Source organism: Saccharopolyspora terrae, assembly GCF_004348435.1.
In the GTDB taxonomy this organism is placed as follows: Bacteria; Actinomycetota; Actinomycetes; order Mycobacteriales; family Pseudonocardiaceae; genus Saccharopolyspora; species Saccharopolyspora endophytica.
In genome coordinates, this window is the sequence record NZ_SMKS01000011.1 from 69826 (window position 1) to 87604 (window position 17779).

The 17779-nt window shown below is 70.5% G+C and carries 14 protein-coding genes; 8 read left to right on the forward strand and 6 right to left on the reverse strand.

Features of this window, described 5'->3' with window-relative positions; translation table 11 throughout:
- Positions 1–79 precede the first annotated feature (79 nt).
- The gene (locus tag E1181_RS09825; protein ID WP_132673662.1) at positions 80–1120 is read right to left on the reverse strand and encodes a hemolysin family protein; all 1041 of its coding nucleotides are present in this window, start codon (positions 1118–1120) and stop codon (positions 80–82) included.
- Entirely contained in the window at positions 1117–2454 is a 1338-nt protein-coding gene (locus E1181_RS09830; RefSeq protein WP_132673711.1) for a hemolysin family protein, read from the reverse strand. The genes E1181_RS09825 and E1181_RS09830 overlap by 4 nt, the downstream gene beginning before the upstream one ends.
- 415 nt (positions 2455–2869) lie before the next feature.
- On the opposite strand from E1181_RS09830, the gene E1181_RS09835 reads away from it, so the two are divergent.
- Positions 2870–4348 carry a peptide MFS transporter gene (locus E1181_RS09835; protein ID WP_328590870.1) on the forward strand — a complete coding sequence of 493 codons (1479 nt, stop codon included), beginning with the start codon at positions 2870–2872 and terminating at the stop codon, positions 4346–4348.
- 67 nt (positions 4349–4415) lie between these two features.
- On the opposite strand, the gene E1181_RS09840 is transcribed toward E1181_RS09835, so the two are convergent.
- From E1181_RS09840 to E1181_RS09850, 3 genes are all read right to left on the reverse strand, one after another.
- Positions 4416–5933: an alpha/beta hydrolase gene (locus tag E1181_RS09840; protein ID WP_132673663.1), complete on the reverse strand. Its 1518-nt coding sequence runs from the start codon at positions 5931–5933 to the stop codon at positions 4416–4418.
- A 101-nt stretch (positions 5934–6034) separates the two neighbouring features.
- Positions 6035–8116: an FUSC family protein gene (locus E1181_RS09845; RefSeq protein WP_132673664.1), complete on the reverse strand. Its 2082-nt coding sequence runs from the start codon at positions 8114–8116 to the stop codon at positions 6035–6037.
- A 70-nt stretch (positions 8117–8186) separates the two neighbouring features.
- Complete coding sequence (locus E1181_RS09850) at positions 8187–8780, reverse strand: TetR/AcrR family transcriptional regulator (RefSeq protein WP_132673665.1); 594 nt, start codon at positions 8778–8780, stop codon at positions 8187–8189.
- Positions 8781–9033: 253 nt separating this feature from the next.
- Here E1181_RS09850 and egtA point away from each other — a divergent pair, with 253 nt between their 5' ends.
- Genes egtA through egtD form a run of 4 tightly spaced genes read left to right on the forward strand, consistent with a single transcriptional unit; the run spans position 9034 to position 13272 of the window.
- Entirely contained in the window at positions 9034–10194 is a 1161-nt protein-coding gene (gene egtA, locus E1181_RS09855; protein WP_235876656.1) for an ergothioneine biosynthesis glutamate--cysteine ligase EgtA, read from the forward strand.
- 26 nt (positions 10195–10220) lie between these two features.
- Positions 10221–11546: an ergothioneine biosynthesis protein EgtB gene (gene egtB / locus E1181_RS09860; RefSeq protein ID WP_132673667.1), complete on the forward strand. Its 1326-nt coding sequence runs from the start codon at positions 10221–10223 to the stop codon at positions 11544–11546.
- A gap of 2 nt (positions 11547–11548) precedes the next feature.
- Positions 11549–12325, forward strand: a complete 777-nt coding sequence (egtC, locus tag E1181_RS09865) for an ergothioneine biosynthesis protein EgtC (RefSeq protein ID WP_132673668.1) — start codon at positions 11549–11551, stop codon at positions 12323–12325.
- Positions 12307–13272, forward strand: a complete 966-nt coding sequence (gene egtD / locus E1181_RS09870) for an L-histidine N(alpha)-methyltransferase (RefSeq protein WP_132673669.1) — start codon at positions 12307–12309, stop codon at positions 13270–13272. The genes egtC and egtD overlap by 19 nt, the downstream gene beginning before the upstream one ends.
- A 1-nt stretch (position 13273) precedes the next feature.
- Here the strand turns inward: egtD and E1181_RS09875 are convergent, their stop codons facing one another.
- A complete protein-coding gene (locus tag E1181_RS09875; RefSeq protein ID WP_132673670.1) occupies positions 13274–13504 on the reverse strand; it encodes a hypothetical protein in 231 nt (76 codons plus the stop codon).
- Positions 13505–13963: 459 nt separating this feature from the next.
- Here E1181_RS09875 and E1181_RS09880 point away from each other — a divergent pair, with 459 nt between their 5' ends.
- From E1181_RS09880 to E1181_RS09890, 3 genes are all read left to right on the forward strand, one after another.
- Positions 13964–15253 (forward strand): aspartate aminotransferase family protein, encoded by a 1290-nt coding sequence (locus E1181_RS09880; RefSeq protein WP_132673671.1) that lies wholly within the window; start codon positions 13964–13966, stop codon positions 15251–15253.
- A gap of 106 nt (positions 15254–15359) precedes the next feature.
- Positions 15360–16802 carry a PrsW family intramembrane metalloprotease gene (locus E1181_RS09885; RefSeq protein ID WP_132673672.1) on the forward strand — a complete coding sequence of 481 codons (1443 nt, stop codon included), beginning with the start codon at positions 15360–15362 and terminating at the stop codon, positions 16800–16802.
- A 101-nt stretch (positions 16803–16903) separates the two neighbouring features.
- Positions 16904–17779 (forward strand): LysR substrate-binding domain-containing protein, encoded by an 876-nt coding sequence (locus E1181_RS09890; RefSeq protein WP_132673673.1) that lies wholly within the window; start codon positions 16904–16906, stop codon positions 17777–17779.

Genomic DNA, 17779 nt, shown 5'->3' on the forward strand with positions numbered 1-17779 from the left:
CGGGCAATCCCGTGCACCCGTGGTTTCGATATGAAGTTGGGCCATCTGGAGGAGGCGCGTCCGTCCGCGCCTCCTCCGGTCAGTGGACGTGGGTGCCGTCGCGGACGGTGCCCACGTACTCCTCGACGAGGTCTTCCAAGGCCACCACGCCGACCGCGGCACCACCGGCGTCCACGGCCGCGGCCAGGTGGCTTCCCGCCCGGCGCAGCGACGTCATGGCCTCGTCCAAGCGCGCGGTCACCGGCACCGTCGGCAGGTCGCGCCGCCGGGCGTCGGAGATCGGCGTCTGCGGGTCGTCGCCCGCCTGGTCGAGCACGTCCTTGATGTGCAGGTAGCCCAGCAGCCTGCCGTCGTCGCCGCGCACCGGGAACCGGGAGAAGCCGGTGTCGGCCACCAGCCGCTCCACATCGCCCAGCGTCGGATGGCCCGGCAGCGTCGTGACCTCCGGGAGCGGGACCAGGACGTCGGCGACGGTGTGCTCCACCGACGACAGCGTCTGGGCGAGCCTGCGGTGCTCGGAGTGCTCCAGCAGCCCCTCGCGCCGCGACTCCACCAGCAGCTCGGCCAGCTCGGCGGAGGTGTAGGCGGTCTCCAGCTCGTCCTTCGGCTCGATCCGCAGCAGCTTGAGCACCGCGTTGGCCATCATGTTGAACAGCGCGATGAACGGGCGCGCCAGCTGCACGAACCCGACCAGCGCGGGCACCAGCCACAGCGCCATGCGCTCCGGCTCGGCCAGCGCCAGGTTCTTCGGCACCATCTCGCCGACCAGCACGTGCAGGATCACCACGATCGTCAGGGCGATCGTGAACGCCACGGCGTGCGTCACCGGCTCCGGGATGCCCAGAGCGCTGAACGGCGCTTCGAGGGTGTGCGCGACGGCGGGCTCGCCCAGCCGTCCCAGACCCAGCGAGCACAGCGTGATGCCCAGCTGCGCGCTGGTGAGCATCAGCGAACCCTCCTGGCTCGCCTTGATCACCGTGCGCGCCCGGCCGACCCCTTGGGCCAGCAGGGCCTCCAGCCGGTCACGGCGGGAGGACAGCAGGGAGAACTCCGCGCCCACGAACAGCGCGTTGAGCAGCAGCAGGAGGACGCCGAGCAGCAGTGCGTAGGAGTCGCTCATCGGGCCGCCTCCATCGCCTCGGCCTGGGCCGGCTGCTTGGTGAGGCGCAGCTCGGCGATGCGGTGCTTGTCCATGCGCATGACGGTCAGCCGCCAGTCCTCCAGTTCGAGCTGGTCACCGACCGACGGGATCCGGCCCAGCCGCCACAGCAGCAAGCCGGCCACGGTCTCGTAGTCGCCCTCGGGCATCTCGAAGCCGGTGGCCTCGGCGAGCTCGTCGGGGCGCAGCAGACCGGAGATCAGCCACGAGTCCTCGCCGAGCCTGCGCACGGCGGAGATCTCCAGCCGGTCGTGCTCGTCGCGCACGTCGCCGATGATCTCCTCGACCACGTCCTCCAGGCTCACGATGCCCGCGGTGCCGCCGTACTCGTCGACGACGACCGCCAGCTGGAGGCCCGATCCGCGCAGCCGGTTGAGCAGCGCGTCGCCGTCCAGCGTGGCCGGCACCGTCGGCACCGGGCGGGTCAGCGTCTCCACGCGGGTGGACTCCCGGCGCGAGGCCGGGACGCCGAACGCCTGCTTGACGTGCACGACGCCCTGGATCTCGTCGAGGTCGCCGCCGTGCACCGGGAACCGGGAGAACCCGGTCCGGCGGGCGAGGTCGAGCAGGTCCACGAGGGTCTCGCCGACCTGCAGCGACGCGACCCGCACGCGCGGGGTCATCAGCTCTTCCGCGCTGCGGTCGCCGAAGCGCAACGAGCGGTCCATCAGCCGGGCCGTGGACTCGTCGAGCGTGCCGTGCGCGGCGCTGGAACGCACGATCGAGCCGAGCTCGTCGGGGGAGCGCGCCGAGCGCAGCTCCTCCTGGGGCTCGATGCCGAGCCTGCGCACCACCCAGTTCGCGCTGTTGTTCATGGCGTCGATCAGCCACTTGAACACCTGCGAGAACCGCGCGTGGTAGCCGGACACGGCGCGCGCCGTGGGCAGCGGGCGAGCGATGGCGAGGTTCTTCGGCACCATCTCGCCGAAGACCATCGACAGCGCCGTCGCCAGCAGGATCGCCAGCGCCAAGGACACGCCCTCGGCCACGCCCAGCGGCATGCCCAGGGCCGTCAGCACGGGCTGGATCAGGTCACCGATGAGCGGCTCGGCCACGTAACCGGTGATCAGGGTGGTCAGGGTGATCGCGACCTGCGCGCCCGAGAGCTGGAACGACAGCGTGCGGTGCGCGCGCTGCACGGCGCGGGCCCGCTTGTCGTCCACGGAGTGCACGTGCGCGTCCACCGTGGAGCGTTCCAGCGAGGTCAAGGAGAACTCCGCTGCCACCGCGAGACCGGTGCCCAGCGTGAGCACTGCGATGAACAGAAGGCCGACAACGGCCAGCAGGATTTCGATCAACCCTCGGCCCGCCTCGTGTGAGTGACCGACGATCGGAGATAGCCGGGTCTACTGCCCGGCTCGGTACTGCTTCCCTCTGGGGATTGTGCCGCTGGCACTGAAGTGCTCACTCCCGTGAATTGAATGGACCAGTTGAAAAGGTCATACCGAGTATACCGGCGCTGATGGGATGCGATCGGTAGCGGCGCGATCACGATTCCCGGGTTTCCCGGAGTTCGGCGGCGGCCGGATGTGCGCGCCGGTGCTCCTCGCGGCACGCTCCGACCTGCTGCGTTGGGGCGGAGGGGAGTCCGTTGTGGCCGGTCGTTGGCTGCTTCTCGCCCCGATGGTCTGATCCAGTCTACCTAGAAGTAACCTGCGACAAAGTTGTCGCGGTCACCGCCGCGCTGAACAATCACGAGAGGACGTGATCGTGAGCACACCCACGGTTGCGGACGCGCCGCAGAAGGGTTTCTTCGGACACCCGCGCGGTTTGTTGACGCTGTTCTTCACCGAGATGTGGGAGCGGTTCTCCTACTACGGCATGCGCGCCATTCTGGCGTACTACCTCTACTACGCCGTGTCCGAAGGCGGCCTGGGAATTCCCGAATCGACCGCGCTGTCGGTGGTCGGTGTCTACGGCGCCTCGGTCTACATGACCGGCGTCCTCGGCGGCTGGCTGGCCGACCGGGTCGTCGGAGCCCAGCGCGCGGTCCTCTACGGCGGCGTGATCATCATGCTCGGCCACATCGCGCTGGCCCTGCCCGGTGGCATGACCACCGTGCTGGTCGGCCTGGTGCTGCTGGTCATCGGCACCGGCCTGCTCAAGCCGAACGTCTCCGGCCTGGTCGGCGGCCTCTACGACGAGCAGGACAACCGCCGCGACGCCGGGTTCTCGATCTACTACATGGGCATCAACCTGGGTGCCTTCATCGCGCCCTTCGTCGTGGGCACCCTCGGCGAGAAGGTCAACTGGCACCTGGGCTTCGGTGCGGCCGCGGTCGGCATGGCGCTCGGCCTGGTCCAGTACACGCTGGGTCGCAAGAACCTCGGCAGCGCGGGCCTCGTCCCGGTCAACCCGCTGCCCGCCGAGCACAAGGGCCGCGTCCTGGGCCGCGCGGGCGGCATCGCGCTGGGCTTCGTCGTGGTGCTGGTCGCGCTCTCGGCGACCGGCGTGATGGGGCTCGACGGTCTGGTCAACCTGATCAGCATCATCTCCGCGGTGCTGCCGATCATCTACTTCGTGGTGATGCTCTCCAGCAAGGAGATCACCAAGGTGGAGCGCGACAGGCTGATCGCCTACATCCCGCTGTTCCTGGCCACCGCGCTGTTCTTCCTGCTGTTCGAGCAGCAGCCGAACACGCTGGCGAACCTGGCCGAGGCCGACACCGACCTCAACGTCCTCGGGTTCGCCGTCCCGGCCTCGTGGTTCCAGTCGGTCAACCCGCTGGCGATCATCATCCTGGCGCCGGTGATGGCCGCGCTGTGGATGAAGCTGGGCTCGCGGCAGCCGTCGACCCCGCAGAAGTTCGTGGGCGGTCTGTTCTTCGTCGGCGTGTCGTTCCTGTGGGTCGTGCTGTCGAAGTTCGCCGCCGGTGACGACGGCAAGCACCTGCCGATCATGCTCGCGCTGGTGTTCGTGATCATGACCGTGGGTGAGCTGATGCTCTCGCCGGTCGGCCTGTCGGCGACCACGAAGCTCGCGCCGAAGGTCTTCACCTCGCAGATGATGGGCCTGTACTTCCTGGCCCCGGCGATGGGCCAGGGACTGGGTGCCCAGGCGGTGAAGCTGTACTCGGTGGAGAACCAGCAGCTGTACTTCTCGATCGTCGGCCTCGCCACGATCGGGTGTGCAGTCCTGCTGCTGGTCTCGGCGCGCACCATCAAGCGCTACATGCACGGCGTGAACTGACGGTTCAGCGCATGAAGAAGGCCGGTCCCGTTCCCGGGGCCGGCCTTCTTCGTCGTTGCGGCGAGGATCAGCGCAGGTCGAAGGTGCGGGAGTCCCGCGTCTCCGACGCCGACGGGTCCGGCTCGGGGTGGCCCGGGATGGCGACGTCCTCGGCCGGCAGGGCGCCGTGCACCAGGTAGTCCGCGCCGATCCGGTCCGCCTCGGCGTTGCCGGACAGCGCCCAGACCCCGTGCTTGCCCGCGTCGCGCTCGGTGACCAGCACCGACGACGGCAGCGAGTGGTGCATCTCGACAGCACCCGCGTACGGGGTCGCCACGTCGTGCTCGGAGTTGAACATCAGCACCGGCGGCAGCTTCTCACCGGTGATCTTCGTGGGTTGCTGCCGGGGCGCGTGCCAGGTGCGGCACGGCGCGACGGTCCAGCTGTTGAACCAGGCGGCGAACGGGTTCCCGGTCGCCATCCGGTGGGAGTCGCGCTCCCACTCCGCGCGGCGGGTCGGCCAGGGCGCGTCGGCGCACTCCACGGCGTTGTAGATCGCGTTGCCGTTCTCGGCCATCGCGTCCTTCGGGGTGACCATCGCGGCCAGCGCGCGGTCGTCACCCCGCAGCTGAAAGTCGGCGAGCCCCTGCGCCAGCGGCTGCCAGTCGGACTCGCCGTAGAGCGCGTTGAAGCTGATCTCGATCAGCTCCGACGGGCCCAGCGGTCCGCGCGGTGCCTTCCGCAGCTCCTCCTGCGTGCGCTGCCACGCCGCCTTCACCGCCAGCCCCTCGGTGCCGAGGTGGAAGACCCGGTCGTGCCGGGCGACCCAGTCGAAGAAGTGGTCGAGCCGCTGCTGCGCGGCCACGTCCTGGGCGAGGTTGTTGCCGTACCAGATCTCCGAGACGTCGGGGTTGACCGAGCTGTCCAGGACCATCCGGTCCACCCGCTCCGGGAACAGCTGCCCGTAGACCGCGCCGAGGTAGGTGCCGTAGGAGTAGCCGAGGAAGCTGATCTTCTGCTCGCCCAGAGCGGCCCGGATCAGGTCCATGTCGCGGGCGTTGGTGGGCGTGTTCAGGTGCGGCAGGTACTTCCCGGCGCGCTGCGCGCAGCCGTCGGCGTAGGCCTGCGCGCGCTGCCAGTTGGTCTCGCGGGCGGCGGGGGAGTCCGGGTCGGGCAGCGGGTTGGCCCAGTAGGTCGCCGGGTCCACGCAGCTGATCGGGGTGCTGTGCGCGGTGTTGCGGGTGTCGAAGCCGATCAGGTCGTAGGAGTCGCGCACCTGCGGCGGCACCCGACCGCCCAGCGTGCCCGCGAACTCGGCGCCGGGGCCTCCGGGCCCGCCGGGGTTGACCAGCAGCGACCCGCGCCGCGCCTGCGGGTTCCGCGCGGGCAGTTTGGAGATCAGGATCTGCACCCGCTCACCGGCGGGGTTGGCGTGATCGAGCGGGACCTCGACGGTCGCGCAGCTCAGCTGCGGGTGCGGCGTGGCGATGTCCTGCGGGCACTGCCCGAACTGCAGGGCAGGTCGGGGCGCCGCGATGCTCGCCGCGGGTGGCGCGACGGCCAGTGCCGCGACCGCAGCCAGACCGAGCGCGATCGAACGCTTCACGTGGGGGGCTCCTCAGACGCGTGGAGGCAGTTGATCTCGCAGCGTAGGAGCGGCGGCGGTGGCGACCTACGGACTCAGTGCCGTGTCGCCGGAAGGGGATGTCAGCTTCGCCCGGCCAGGTGAGCGTCGGTGCCCAGCTCGCGCGGCAGCTCGTCGAGGACCTGGGTCGTGCGGTCCAGCCACCGGATGCTGCGGTGCAACGACGTCGGTCCGTCGGTGAGCGATTCGGCCAGGTCGTGCAGCTCGTCGGAGCGTCGGTGCGCCGCCGCGATCGCCTCCTCGAACGGGACCTGCCCCTCATCGGTGAGGGACTCGGCGGCGTCGGCCAGCGCCCACAGCTGCTCGGCCAGCCGCTCGCGGGTGTCGGCGTCGACCATCTCGGCGGTGTCGCCCAGCGCCACCGAGAGGTTGCGGACGTAGTAGGCGCAGCCGCTGAGCTTGGTGGCCGTGCGCTGCACCTGGCTGCGCCGGGACCGGAACCGGTAGGCCGTGAGCGGGTTCGCGCTGGTGAGCACCTGCTGCAGCGCGTCGTCGAGCGCGCGCGTGGGTTCCTGCAGGCCCGAGGCCGTGCCCTGCTCGCTGAGCTCGGTCCCGGTGCTGCGCAGGAAGTCCCGCAACGCCTTGAGGAACTCGCCGGTGTTGGTGCGGACCAGCTCGCGGGTTCGGGTGGGCAGCACGAACACCGCCGCCAGCACCCCGGCCAGCGCCCCGACCGCGGTCTCGGCCAGGCGCGTCTCCAGCACCGAGGCGTCGAAGGTGCCGAGCATCCCGTACAGCGCTCCGAGCAGGGTGGTGATGAAGAAGGTCATCGCGGCGTAGGAGTAGCCGACGAAGTAGAACGCCAGGAACACGCACAGCAGGATCACCGACAGCTCGGCGGTGAGGTCCCCGCTGACCTGTGCGGCGACCACGATGCCGGCCAGCACGCCGAGGATGGTGCCCGCCGTGCGCTGCCAGGCGCGCACCAGCAGCTCGCCGCGGCTGTTGGCGCTGATGAACACCACGAACGCGGTGATCACCGCCCAGTACCAGCGGTTCGGTGAGACGAGCTGGCCGAGCACGATCGCCAGGCCCGCGGCCACGGTGACCTGGATGGCGGTGCGCAGCTCCGGTCGGGCCAGCCCGGTCTGCTCCTCGCCGGACTCCTCGGTGTCCTCCTCGGCCGCGCTGTCCGGTTCGTCCCGCTGCTCGCCCAGCTCACCGGCCGCTTCGGCGAGCTCGGCCAGTTCGGTGCCGAGCCTGCGGACCGCCATCGCCAGGTCGACCGACCCGCGGTCCTCGATCTGCTCGGACACCCGCCGGGTGGCCTCCCGGATCTCGCGCGGGCGGCTCTCCAGCACCGACAGCAGCGCGCCGACCGCGTGCGGCACGGCACCACCACCGCTGGGGTGGTCGACCAGTCGCAGCAGCCGCGTCACCAGGTTCTCCGCGGCCAGCTCCACGTCCAGGATCCGCTGCCGGAGCACGTCGCGGCCGGACTCGGAGAGCTCGTCCATCCGGCCGACCGTGGTCTGCAGCATCAGCGAGGTCTCGTTCAGCCGAGTCGAGCGGTTGTGCAGCTTGCGCCGCCGGCCTGCGGACGTCGGTTGGTCGGCGACGTCGCGCACCGCGTGCAGCAGCCCGTGCACCTGGGCGCGCAGCGTGCGGCGGCCGCGCGCCAGCACTCCTTCGGGATCGTCGCGCAGCACCAGGAACCGCAGGGCGGCGGCCATGATCGTGCCGATGAGCACCGCCGCGACCAGCGCGGGGAACTGCGCGAGCTGCGGGCGCAGGAACATCGCGAAGAAGTAGCCCATGAACGCGACCATGCCCAGCGGGAAGTACCGCGGGCCGAACCTGCGCACGTACACGGCCACGAAGATGACCAGCAGGAAGACCCCGCTGTGCAGCGGCGGCGAGAACTGGGTGGCGATCGCCAGACCGAGGGCCGCCAGCACCGGCAGCGGCAGCAGCGCGTAGGTGATGGCCTGGCCGCGCCGGTCCGGATCGTTGACGCCGAGCGAGCCGTTGATGGCCACGACCGCGCCGATCATGGCGCTCGGCAGCGGCTGGCCCCACCAGGCCAGCAGCGGCACCGCGGTGGCCAGCGTCAGCGCCACGGCGAGGGTGACGCGCACGGCGGTGCGCAATCTCCGCAACGACGGATCGGAAGCGAGGAAGCGGTTCCACCACTCGCTGCCCATGCCGCGGGTTCTCCTTCGCCTCAGCTGTCGTTGGCGTGAGATTACGCCGAACGGTGCCCGTGCTGTTGGATCACCGGCCGCGGTGCCGTCGCACGCTCTCCTCGACGACGTCGAGCACCGAGCCCAGGTGCTTGGCCGGCAGTCCCATCGCCAGGTGCGAGACCAGTCCTTCCAGGACCAGCTCCAGGTAGGCGGTCAGCACGTCGACGTCGACGTCGTCGCGCAGGTTCCCGGACCGGTGCTGCCACTGCAGACGCGCCCGGGTGGCGGCGGTGAGCAGCTCGGAGCGCTGCGCCCAGCGGTCCCGGAACTCGGTGTCGGTGCGCAGCCTGCGGGAGACCTCCAGCCGGGTGCCCAGCCAGTCGGCGCCGAGCGCCTGCGCCTCGGCACCGGAGGGGGCGTCGAGCAGGTTGCGCATCACCTGCACCAAGCCCTGCTCGGCGACCACGTCGGCCATCCGCGCGGCGTCGTCCTCGGCCAAGGCGAGGAACAGCGATTCCTTGTCCTTGAAGTGGTGGAATATCGCGCCGCGGGACAGGCCGGTGGCTTCTTCGAGGCGTCGTACGGTGGCACCCTCGTACCCGAAGCGCGCGAAGCAGGACCGCGAACCGTCGAGGATCTGACGGCGTCGCGCGTCCAAGTGGTCCTGGCTGACCCGGGGCATGGCGTGAATCCTGGCAGGACAGTCCTCGCCATCGCAATCCGTACGTACGTTTTGTTGGCTTTTCGAGCCGATTCGCGCGCAATTGCACCGGATCGGGCGGTGTTTCGCGCCGCTTCTAACAGGTGCCCGAGCGCAGAACAAGGGTCGCGACTGTCGGGGGCTGCCGGTAGCGTCGGTAACCGGCCAATCACGGGCGGTGATCATCTTGGCGATATCGACCGATCCTGCAACCGGCGAGTTCCCGACCTCACGAGTGCGCACCAGGGCGGAGGCGGAAGCCTACGTCGCGTCGGTGTGCTTCAAGCACGGACCTCCCCGGCTGCTGGGTGTCGAACTCGAATGGACCGTGCACCACCGATCTGATCCGGGACGTGCCCTCGACGCCGCGACGCTCATCGCCGCGCTCGGCCCGCACGCACCCCGCTCCCTGGTTCCCGACAGCCCGCAACAACCGCTGCCGAACGGCTCCGTGCTCACCGTTGAGCCTGGTGGCCAGGTCGAGATCTCCAGTCTTCCCACCACATCGCTGCGCTCCCTGCTGAGCGTCGTGGCCGCCGACGCCGACCACCTGCACCGCCTGCTGGACAGAGCGGACCTGGCGCTGGGCGACAGCGGAACCGACCCCTACCGGCATCCGAACCGGATCCTGCGCGTGCCGCGCTACCAAGCCATGGAGACCGCGTTCGACCGCATCGGCCTGGACGGCAGGCTGATGATGTGCAGCACCGCCGGAGTGCAGGTGTGCCTCGACGCCGGTGAACCGGACCGGATCGCCGCGCGCTGGAACGCGCTGCACGCCCTCGGACCGGTCATGATCGCCGCCTTCGCCAACTCGCCTCGGTTGTTCGGCGAGGAGACCGGCTGGGCCTCCACCCGCACGCGCGTGCTCCTCGACACCGACCCGCCGCGCACAAGGCCCGGCCCGACCAAGGGCGACCCGGTCAGCGGCTGGGCGCGCCGGATGCTCGACATGGCGGTCGTCTGCCGGCGCCGCGAGGGCGAGGACTGGTCGGCACCCAGCGGCCTGAGCTTCGCCGAGTGGATCCACGGTGGTCTGCCCGAACCGCCCACCCGCGAAGACCTCGACTACCACCTGACCACGGTGTTCCCCCCGGTCCGCGCCCACGGGTACCTGGAGGTGCGCTACCTCGACGCGCAATCCGGAACCGACTGGATGCTGCCCACCGCCGCGCTCGCCGTGCTCTTCGGCGACGAGTCCATCGTGGACAAGGTGGCCGTGATGGCCGCGCCCGCCGCCGGGCGATGGGTGCACGCCGCCCGCTTCGGCCTCGCCGACCCCGTGCTGGCCCGCTGCGCCCGCGACATCTTCGACCTGGCCTGCCGACTGCTGGGCGGCACGGGCGACGGACTGTCCGACCGACTCGCCGAGCACATCGCCCGGCGCCTGAGCTGAACCCGTCACGACCGGAGGGGTGCACGGTGAAAGACCTTCGAGAACTGGGAACCGAGGACCTGCGCGAGCACGTCGCCGTCGAACTGGCCCGCACGCGGCAGCGCAGCGCGCAGCTCACCGACGCCGTCGACGACGAGGAGCTCGTCAAGCAGCACTCGCCGCTGATGTCGCCGCTGGTCTGGGACCTCGCGCACGTCGGCAGCCAGGAGGAGCTGTGGCTGGTCCGCGACGTCGGCGGGCGCGAGGCCGTCCGGCCCGACATCGACGACCTCTACGACGCCTTCCAGCACCGCCGCGCGGACCGGCCCGAGCTGCCGCTGCTCGGCCCGCGCGAGGCCCGCGACTACATCGCGACGGTGCGCGACAAGGTCTTCGACCTGCTCGACGAGACGCCGATGGAAGGCCGCAGGCTCGTCGAGCGCGCTTTCGCCTTCGGCATGATCGTGCAGCACGAGCAGCAGCACGACGAGACGATGCTGGCCACTCACCAGCTCCGCGACGGCCCGCCCGCGCTCACCGCCGAACCGCCGCCGCGCTCCTCCGACGCGCTGCCCGCCGAGGTGTTCGTTCCGGCTGGACCCTTCACCATGGGCACCTCCACCGAGGCGTGGGCGCTGGACAACGAACGTCCCGCCCACGAAGTGCACGTGGACGCCTTCCACCTGGACACCGCACCGGTCACCAACGCCGAGTTCGCCCGCTTCATCGACGCAGGTGGCTACCACGATCCGCGGTGGTGGAGCGAAGCCGGACAGCGCTACCGGCACAAGGCCTCCCTGGAAGCGCCCCGGTTCTGGTTCCGCGACGGAGAGCGCTGGATGCGCCGGCGCTTCGGCCACGTCGAAGAGGTGCCCGGTGAGGAAGCCGTGGTGCACGTCAGCTTCTACGAGGCCGAGGCCTACGCCGCTTGGGCGGGCAAGCGGCTGCCCACCGAGTCCGAGTGGGAGAAGGCCGCCCGCTACGACCCCGCCACCGGGCGCTCCCGCCGGTACCCGTGGGGCGACGAGGATCCGACGCCCGTGCACGCCAACCTCGGCCAGCAGCACCTGCAACCCGCACCCGCCGGGGCCTACCCGCTGGGCGAGGCGCCCTGCGGTGCGCGGCAACTCATCGGTGACGTGTGGGAGTGGACCTCCAGCGATTTCCTGCCGTACCCGGGATTCGCGGCGTTCCCGTACCGCGAGTACTCCGAGGTGTTCTTCGGCTCCGACCACAAGGTGCTGCGGGGCGGCTCGTTCGGCACCGACCGGTCGGCCTGTCGGGGCACCTTCCGCAACTGGGACTTCCCGATCCGGCGGCAGATCTTCGCGGGCTTCCGCTGCGCCCGCACCCCGAGCCCGGACGAGCGCTGAGCATGTGCAGGCACCTGGCTTACCTCGGAACACCCGTGCCGTTGGCCGAGCTGCTGCTCGACCCGGCGCACTCGCTGCTGGAGCAGTCCTGGGCGCCGAACGACATGCGCGGCGGCGGGACCGTCAACGCCGACGGATTCGGCGCGGGCTGGTTCCGCGACGACGGCACCACCGGCGTCTACCGCAACGGCGCGGCGATGTGGACCGACACGTCGTTCCCCCGGCTGGCCCGGGACCTGCGGGCGTCGGCGGTGGTGGCGGCCGTGCGGTCGGCGACCGTCGGCATGCCGGTGGGACCCGAGCTGTGCGCGCCGCTGACCGACGGCCGGTGGCTGTTCAGCCACAACGGCAAGGTCGGCGGCTGGCCGGACTCGCTGGCCAAGCTCGCCGCACGGCTGGACCCGGCCGACCTGCTCACCGCCCAGCCCACCGATTCCGCCGTGCTGTGGGCGCTCCTGCGCAGGAGTCTCGCCGATGGTGCCGAGCCCGAGACCGCGATGGCGGAGCTGGTGCGCGACGTGCACGCCGCGGCACCCGATTCGCGGCTGAACCTGCTGCTCGGCGACGGCGCCCGGATCGTGGCCACCACCTGGACGCACTCGCTGTGGGTGCGCCGGGACCCCGATGCGGTGACCGTCGCCTCCGAACCGTTCGGCCAGGCCGCTGAGCCGGGCGGAACCCGATGGGTCGAGATCCCCGACCGCTGCCTGGTGGTCGCCGACACCGAACACACCGAGGTCGTTTCCCTGGGGGAGGATTCGTGCGAATTCCCGAGCTGACCGTGCGCTTCACCGAAGCCGACGCCGATCGCGAGCTGCGGGCCGAGGCCCGAGAAGGACTCACCGACCACCCGAAGTGGCTTTCGCCCAAGTGGTTCTACGACGCGGCGGGCAGCGAGCTCTTCGAGCGCATCACCGAGCTCGACGAGTACTACCAGACCCGCGCCGAGCACCAGATCCTGCGGCGGACGGCGCTGACCATCGCCGAGCTCACCAACGCCGCCACGCTGGTGGAGCTCGGTTGCGGCTCGTCGGAGAAGACCCGGCTGCTGCTGGACGCGCTGAGCAAGCACGGCACGCTGCGCCGGTTCGTGCCGCTGGACGTCTCCGAATCGGCACTGCGGTCAGCCGTCGGCGCCATCGAGGCCGACTACCCGGATCTGGAGGTCTCCGGAGTCGTCGACGACTTCACCACCGGCCGCCTCGACCACGGCGAGAACCGGCTGGTGGCGTTCCTGGGCGGCACGATCGGCAACCTCCTGCCGGAGGAGCGCGCCGGGTTCTTCGCCGCCCTGCACGCCGCGATGCGACCGGGGGAGTGGCTGCTGCTGGGCACCGACCTGGTCAAGGAGCCGTCGCGGGTGATCCGCGCCTACGACGACGCCCGGGGCGTGACGGCCGAGTTCAACCGCAACGTGCTCAAGGTGCTCAACCACCGTCTCGGCGCGGACTTCGACGCGGACTCCTTCGAGCACGTGGCGCGCTGGAACACCGATCAGGAGTGGATCGAGATGCGGCTGCGCGCCACGCGGGCGATGCACGTGCGGGTGCGCGAGCTCGCGCTGGACGTCGACTTCGCCGAGGGCGAGGAGATCCGCACCGAGATCTCGGCGAAGTTCCGGCGTAATCGCATCGCCGACGAGCTGGCGGTCGCCGGTTTCGACCTGGGGAGCTGGTGGCTGGACGACGCGTCGGAGTTCGCGCTGTCGCTGTCGATCGCGCGCTGAGTCACCGCTCGAGCTCCGGCTCGGCGGGGCCGGGCAGCCGCGACATGCACCGCACGCAGGGCATCCCGGCCGGGTGGTCGGACACCTCGGCGACGTACGAGGGGATCTGGATGCCGCACAACGTGCGCCACGCGGCTGGGAACGGTCCTTCCGGCTGGGCCGCGAGGTGCGTTTGGCGACGCGACTCGGCGACCACTCCCGCGGCGAACCTCACCGCGACCACTGCGCTCATAGTGCCGCCCCCGGTGGTTGTGCCCGGCCCGGCCGCAGGCTGGTGTCCACCGGGTCTCCCGGCAGACCGCGGACGGGCAGGGCGATGTGGACTCGGTTGATCATCTGCCACCTCCTGCGGACGGGACTCATCCGCAGGAAGCACGTGACGCGAGGCTAGGCGTGTTGACCCGTTCGGCCTAGTGACATTGCGCGAGGACGACCAACTGATCACCCGAAGGGATTGCCCTGGTGCGGCTGTCCGGACTGCTGAGCACGGGGAGTGGGGCTGATAGGGCCGGCCACGCGGCGCCAGCTACTGGGGGGAGGTGCTGGTGCGGCGTGACCGGCGGGGCACAGGCTACACCCGGTGCGCGAGCGGTGATCGGGGGTAGCCGACCAGGCGGCGGGTGATGGCCCGGAGGCCTTCGACGCGGGACACTGGCCAGACCGCAACGTGGTCGCAAGAGCAGGAGGAAGCATGTCGGATTCGCTGCTGGCTCGGCACAAAGCCGTGCTGCCGGACTGGCTGTCGCTGTACTACCAGGAGCCGATCGAGATCGTCAGCGGCTCGGGACGGCACGTCACCGACGCCGACGGCAACACCTACCTGGACTTCTTCGCCGGCATCCTCACCAATGCCATCGGCTACGACATCGACGAGATCAGCGATGCGATCCGCCGCCAGGTCGACACCGGAGTCCTGCACACCTCGACGCTGTACCTGATCAGGCAGCAGGTGGAGCTGGCCGAGCGCATCGCCGAGCTGTCCGGGCTGCGCGAGCCGAAGGTGTTCTTCACCAACTCCGGCACCGAGGCCAACGAGACAGCGCTGATGCTGGCGACGCAGAAGCGCCGCAGCAACCAGGTCCTGGCGCTGCGCAACTCCTACCACGGGAGGGCTTTCGCGACGCTGGCCGTGACCGGCAACCGGGGCTGGTCGGCGACCTCGCTGTCGCCGGTGAAGGTCAGCTACGTGCACGGCGGCTACCGGTACCGCAGCCCGTTCTCGGAGTTCTCCGACGCCGACTACATCGCGGCCTGCGTCGACGACCTGCGCGAGGTCATCGAGACCACCACCGCCGGTGACGTGGCCTGCATGATCGCCGAACCGATCCAGGGCGTCGGCGGCTTCGCCACCCCGCCGGACGGGTTGCTGGGCGCGTTCGCCGAGGTGCTCGACGAGTACGGCATCCTGCTCATCTCCGACGAGGTGCAGACCGGCTGGGGGCGCACCGGCGAGCACTTCTGGGGCATCCAGGCGCACGGCGTCACGCCGGACGCGATGACCTTCGCCAAGGGACTCGGCAACGGGCTGGCGATCGGCGGTCTGGTCGCCGAGGCGTCCCTGATGGACGACATCGGCGCGAACTCCATCTCCACCTTCGGCGGCAACCCGATCTCCACCGGTGGTGCGCACGCCGCGCTGGAGTACCTGCTCGCGCACGACCTGCAGGGCAACGCCGCGAAGCTCGGTTCCCAGCTGCTGCAAGGACTTCGCGCGCACGACAGCGCGCTGATCGGCGACGTGCGCGGCAAGGGCCTGATGATCGGCGTCGAGCTGGTGGCGCCGGGCGGGAAGAAGCCGGTGCCGGAGGCGGCCGCGCGGGTGATGGAGCTGGCCAAGCAGCGCGGCCTACTGATCGGCAAGGGCGGACTGCACGGCAACGTGCTGCGCCTGGCACCGCCGATGACGCTCACCGAGTCCGAAGCGACCGACGCGCTGCGGATCCTGACCGACTCGATCTCGCAGGCCGAACGCGAGCTGTGACGTCCTCTGTGGACTCATCGTCGAGGCGGTGAAGCACGTCCGGTCGGCCCGGTGAATTTCGGGGCTGACCGGACGTGATCGGGGTTCATCTCCTACGCTGCCGGGCATGTCCGCTCTGAGCCCGCAGTCGGTCCTGCAAGGCCGCAACTCCAACCGCGCGCCGGTGTCGCTGATCATCGGCCTGGTGGTCTCCGGCATCTGCATGCTGCTGGCCCTGGCGTCCTACTTCCTGCTGGTCCCCGGCGCACCGGGCAACGTCGTGATCGGCATGCTCCTGGCGCTGCCGACGGCGATCGTGCTGGTGGCGCTGTTCCTGCTGGTGGACCGCCTGGAACCGGAGCCCCGGCTGAACCTGCTCGTCGCCTTCGGCTGGGGTGCGGGGGTCGCGCTGCTGGGAGCCTTGATCGTCAACACCGTCGGCGAGTCGGTGCTGGCCGTGGTCTTCGGCCCGGAAACGGCGACGGTGCTGACCGTTTCGGTGATCGCGCCGGTCGTGGAGGAGAGCTTCAAGGGCGGTCTGCTGCTGTTCCTGCTGGTGGTCCGCCGCAACGAGATCGACGGCCCGACCGACGGCATCGTCTACGCGGGTCTGTGCGGACTGGGCTTCGCACTGGTCGAGAACGTCCTCTACTACATGCAGGGCCTGGCCTCGGTTCCCGGCGAGATCTGGGGCACGGTCCTGATCCGGGGCGTGGTGGCTCCGCTGGGGCACCCGATGTACACGGCGATGACCGGCCTGGGCATCGCCTACGCGGCCACGCACCGGGGTTTCGGCCGGATCTTCGCGATCTTCTTCGGTTGGTGCGCGGCGGTGTTCCTGCACGCGCTGTGGAACGGCGGGTCGGTGCTGTTCGGGCTCGGCGGCCTGATCCTGGCCTACATCGTCGAAGCGGTCGTGCTGCTGGTCCTGGTGATCATCCTGATCCGCGACCGCAGGCGTCTGGTGCACCTCATCGGCCGGTACCTGCCCGCCTACATCCCCAGCGGTCTGGTCGCCCAGAACGACCTGAACATGCTCGGCACCATGCGGGGTCGCAGGCAGGCCCGGCACTGGGCCCGCTCCCAGGCGGGCAACGTCGGGGCGCAGGCCATGGGCGACTACCAGCTCGCCGCGACGGAACTCGCGCTGCTGCACTCCCAGGCCGAGCGCCGCACGATCGAGCCGCAGGCGTTCTTCACCCGCCGGGACCAGATCGTCGGTCTGATGCGCGTGGCGCGGGACGCGTTCTTCCTCCGCAGGCCCCAGCCGGCACCGGCTCCGTGGGCCCGCAACGAGCAGTCGGGCTTCTTCACGCTGCCCAAGCAGCTCAACGAGATGCCGACCCACAAGCTGCGCATCCAGCCGCCGTCGCAGCCCCAGCCTCCGCAGCATCCCGGCCAGGCGCCGGGGAATCCGCCCCACCCGGGACCGCAGCCGCCGATGCCGCCTGGGCAGCAGATGCCGCCCGGTCAGCAAATGCCGCCTGGTCAGCAGTGGCCAGGACAGCCGGGTCCGGGGCAGCCGCCGGGGCCTCCGCCGGGACAGCAGGGACCGTGGCCGCCGCGGTAGTGGCGGTCTGACAATCGGTTTCCGGCCGCGGCCTCGGTAGGGTGAGCGACTGATGCAGGACCGGGCCTGCTGAGGCGGTCACCGATACTGAGGCGGCATCGATGTTCACCCTGACCCACCTGGCCGGTTTCGTCGCGGTGGCCGAGGAGCAGCACTTCGGCCGCGCCGCGCAGCGACTGCGCATGACCCAGCCACCGCTGACGCGGCAGATCCAGCAGCTGGAGAAGGAGCTGAAGGTCCAGCTGTTCGACCGCACAAGCCGCACGGTGCGGCTGACCCCGGCCGGACGTGCCTTCCTGCCGGACGCGCGACGGCTCCTCAGCGAGGCGGAGAACGCGGCGCTGTCGGTGCGGCGGGTGACGGCCGGGCAGGCGGGGATGATCCGCGTCGGTTTCACCGCGACGTCGGCGTACGGCGAACTCGGCAGGGTGCTGGCGACGGTGCGGGAACACCTGCCGCACGTGGACGTCGTGCTGCACGAACTCGTCACCCGCGACCAGGTCGAACGACTCTCCGGCGGTTCCCTCGACCTCGGCCTGGCCAGACCCCCGGCCGCACGACCGGAACTGGCGTCGCGCCGGTTGCGCGCGGAACCGCTGCTGGCGGCCCTGCCCGAGGGGCATCCGCTGGCCGACGGCTCGGAACCGTTGGAGCTGAAGCGGTTCCACGGCGCGGACATGGTGATGTACTCACCGACCGAGGCCCGCTACTTCCACGAACTGCTGGTCACGATCTTCGGCAACGCCGACGTCCAACCGACCTACGTCCAGCACGTCAGCCAGATCCACACCGCCCTCGCCCTGGTGCAGGTAGGACTCGGCTCCGCCCTGGTCCCCGCCACCGCAGCCCGACTGCGCCTGGAGGGCGTGACCTTCCGCCCGATCCACCTCCCGGAACCAGAACCAGTCGAACTCCACCTCCTCTGGCGCCACGCCAACGACAACCCAGCCCTGCGAGCGCTTCTCGACCTGCTCTGA

Coding starts and splice junctions, on each gene's coding strand:
- E1181_RS09825 (WP_132673662.1), bottom strand. CDS start 1,120: ATGAGCGACTCCTACGCACTGCTGCTCGGCGTCCTCCTGCTGCTGCTC.
- E1181_RS09875 (WP_132673670.1), bottom strand. CDS start 13,504: ATGAGCGCAGTGGTCGCGGTGAGGTTCGCCGCGGGAGTGGTCGCCGAG.
- E1181_RS09850 (WP_132673665.1), bottom strand. CDS start 8,780: ATGCCCCGGGTCAGCCAGGACCACTTGGACGCGCGACGCCGTCAGATC.
- E1181_RS09885 (WP_132673672.1), top strand. CDS start 15,360: ATGTCCGCTCTGAGCCCGCAGTCGGTCCTGCAAGGCCGCAACTCCAAC.
- E1181_RS09880 (WP_132673671.1), top strand. CDS start 13,964: ATGTCGGATTCGCTGCTGGCTCGGCACAAAGCCGTGCTGCCGGACTGG.
- E1181_RS09890 (WP_132673673.1), top strand. CDS start 16,904: ATGTTCACCCTGACCCACCTGGCCGGTTTCGTCGCGGTGGCCGAGGAG.
- E1181_RS09845 (WP_132673664.1), bottom strand. CDS start 8,116: ATGGGCAGCGAGTGGTGGAACCGCTTCCTCGCTTCCGATCCGTCGTTG.
- egtC (WP_132673668.1), top strand. CDS start 11,549: ATGTGCAGGCACCTGGCTTACCTCGGAACACCCGTGCCGTTGGCCGAG.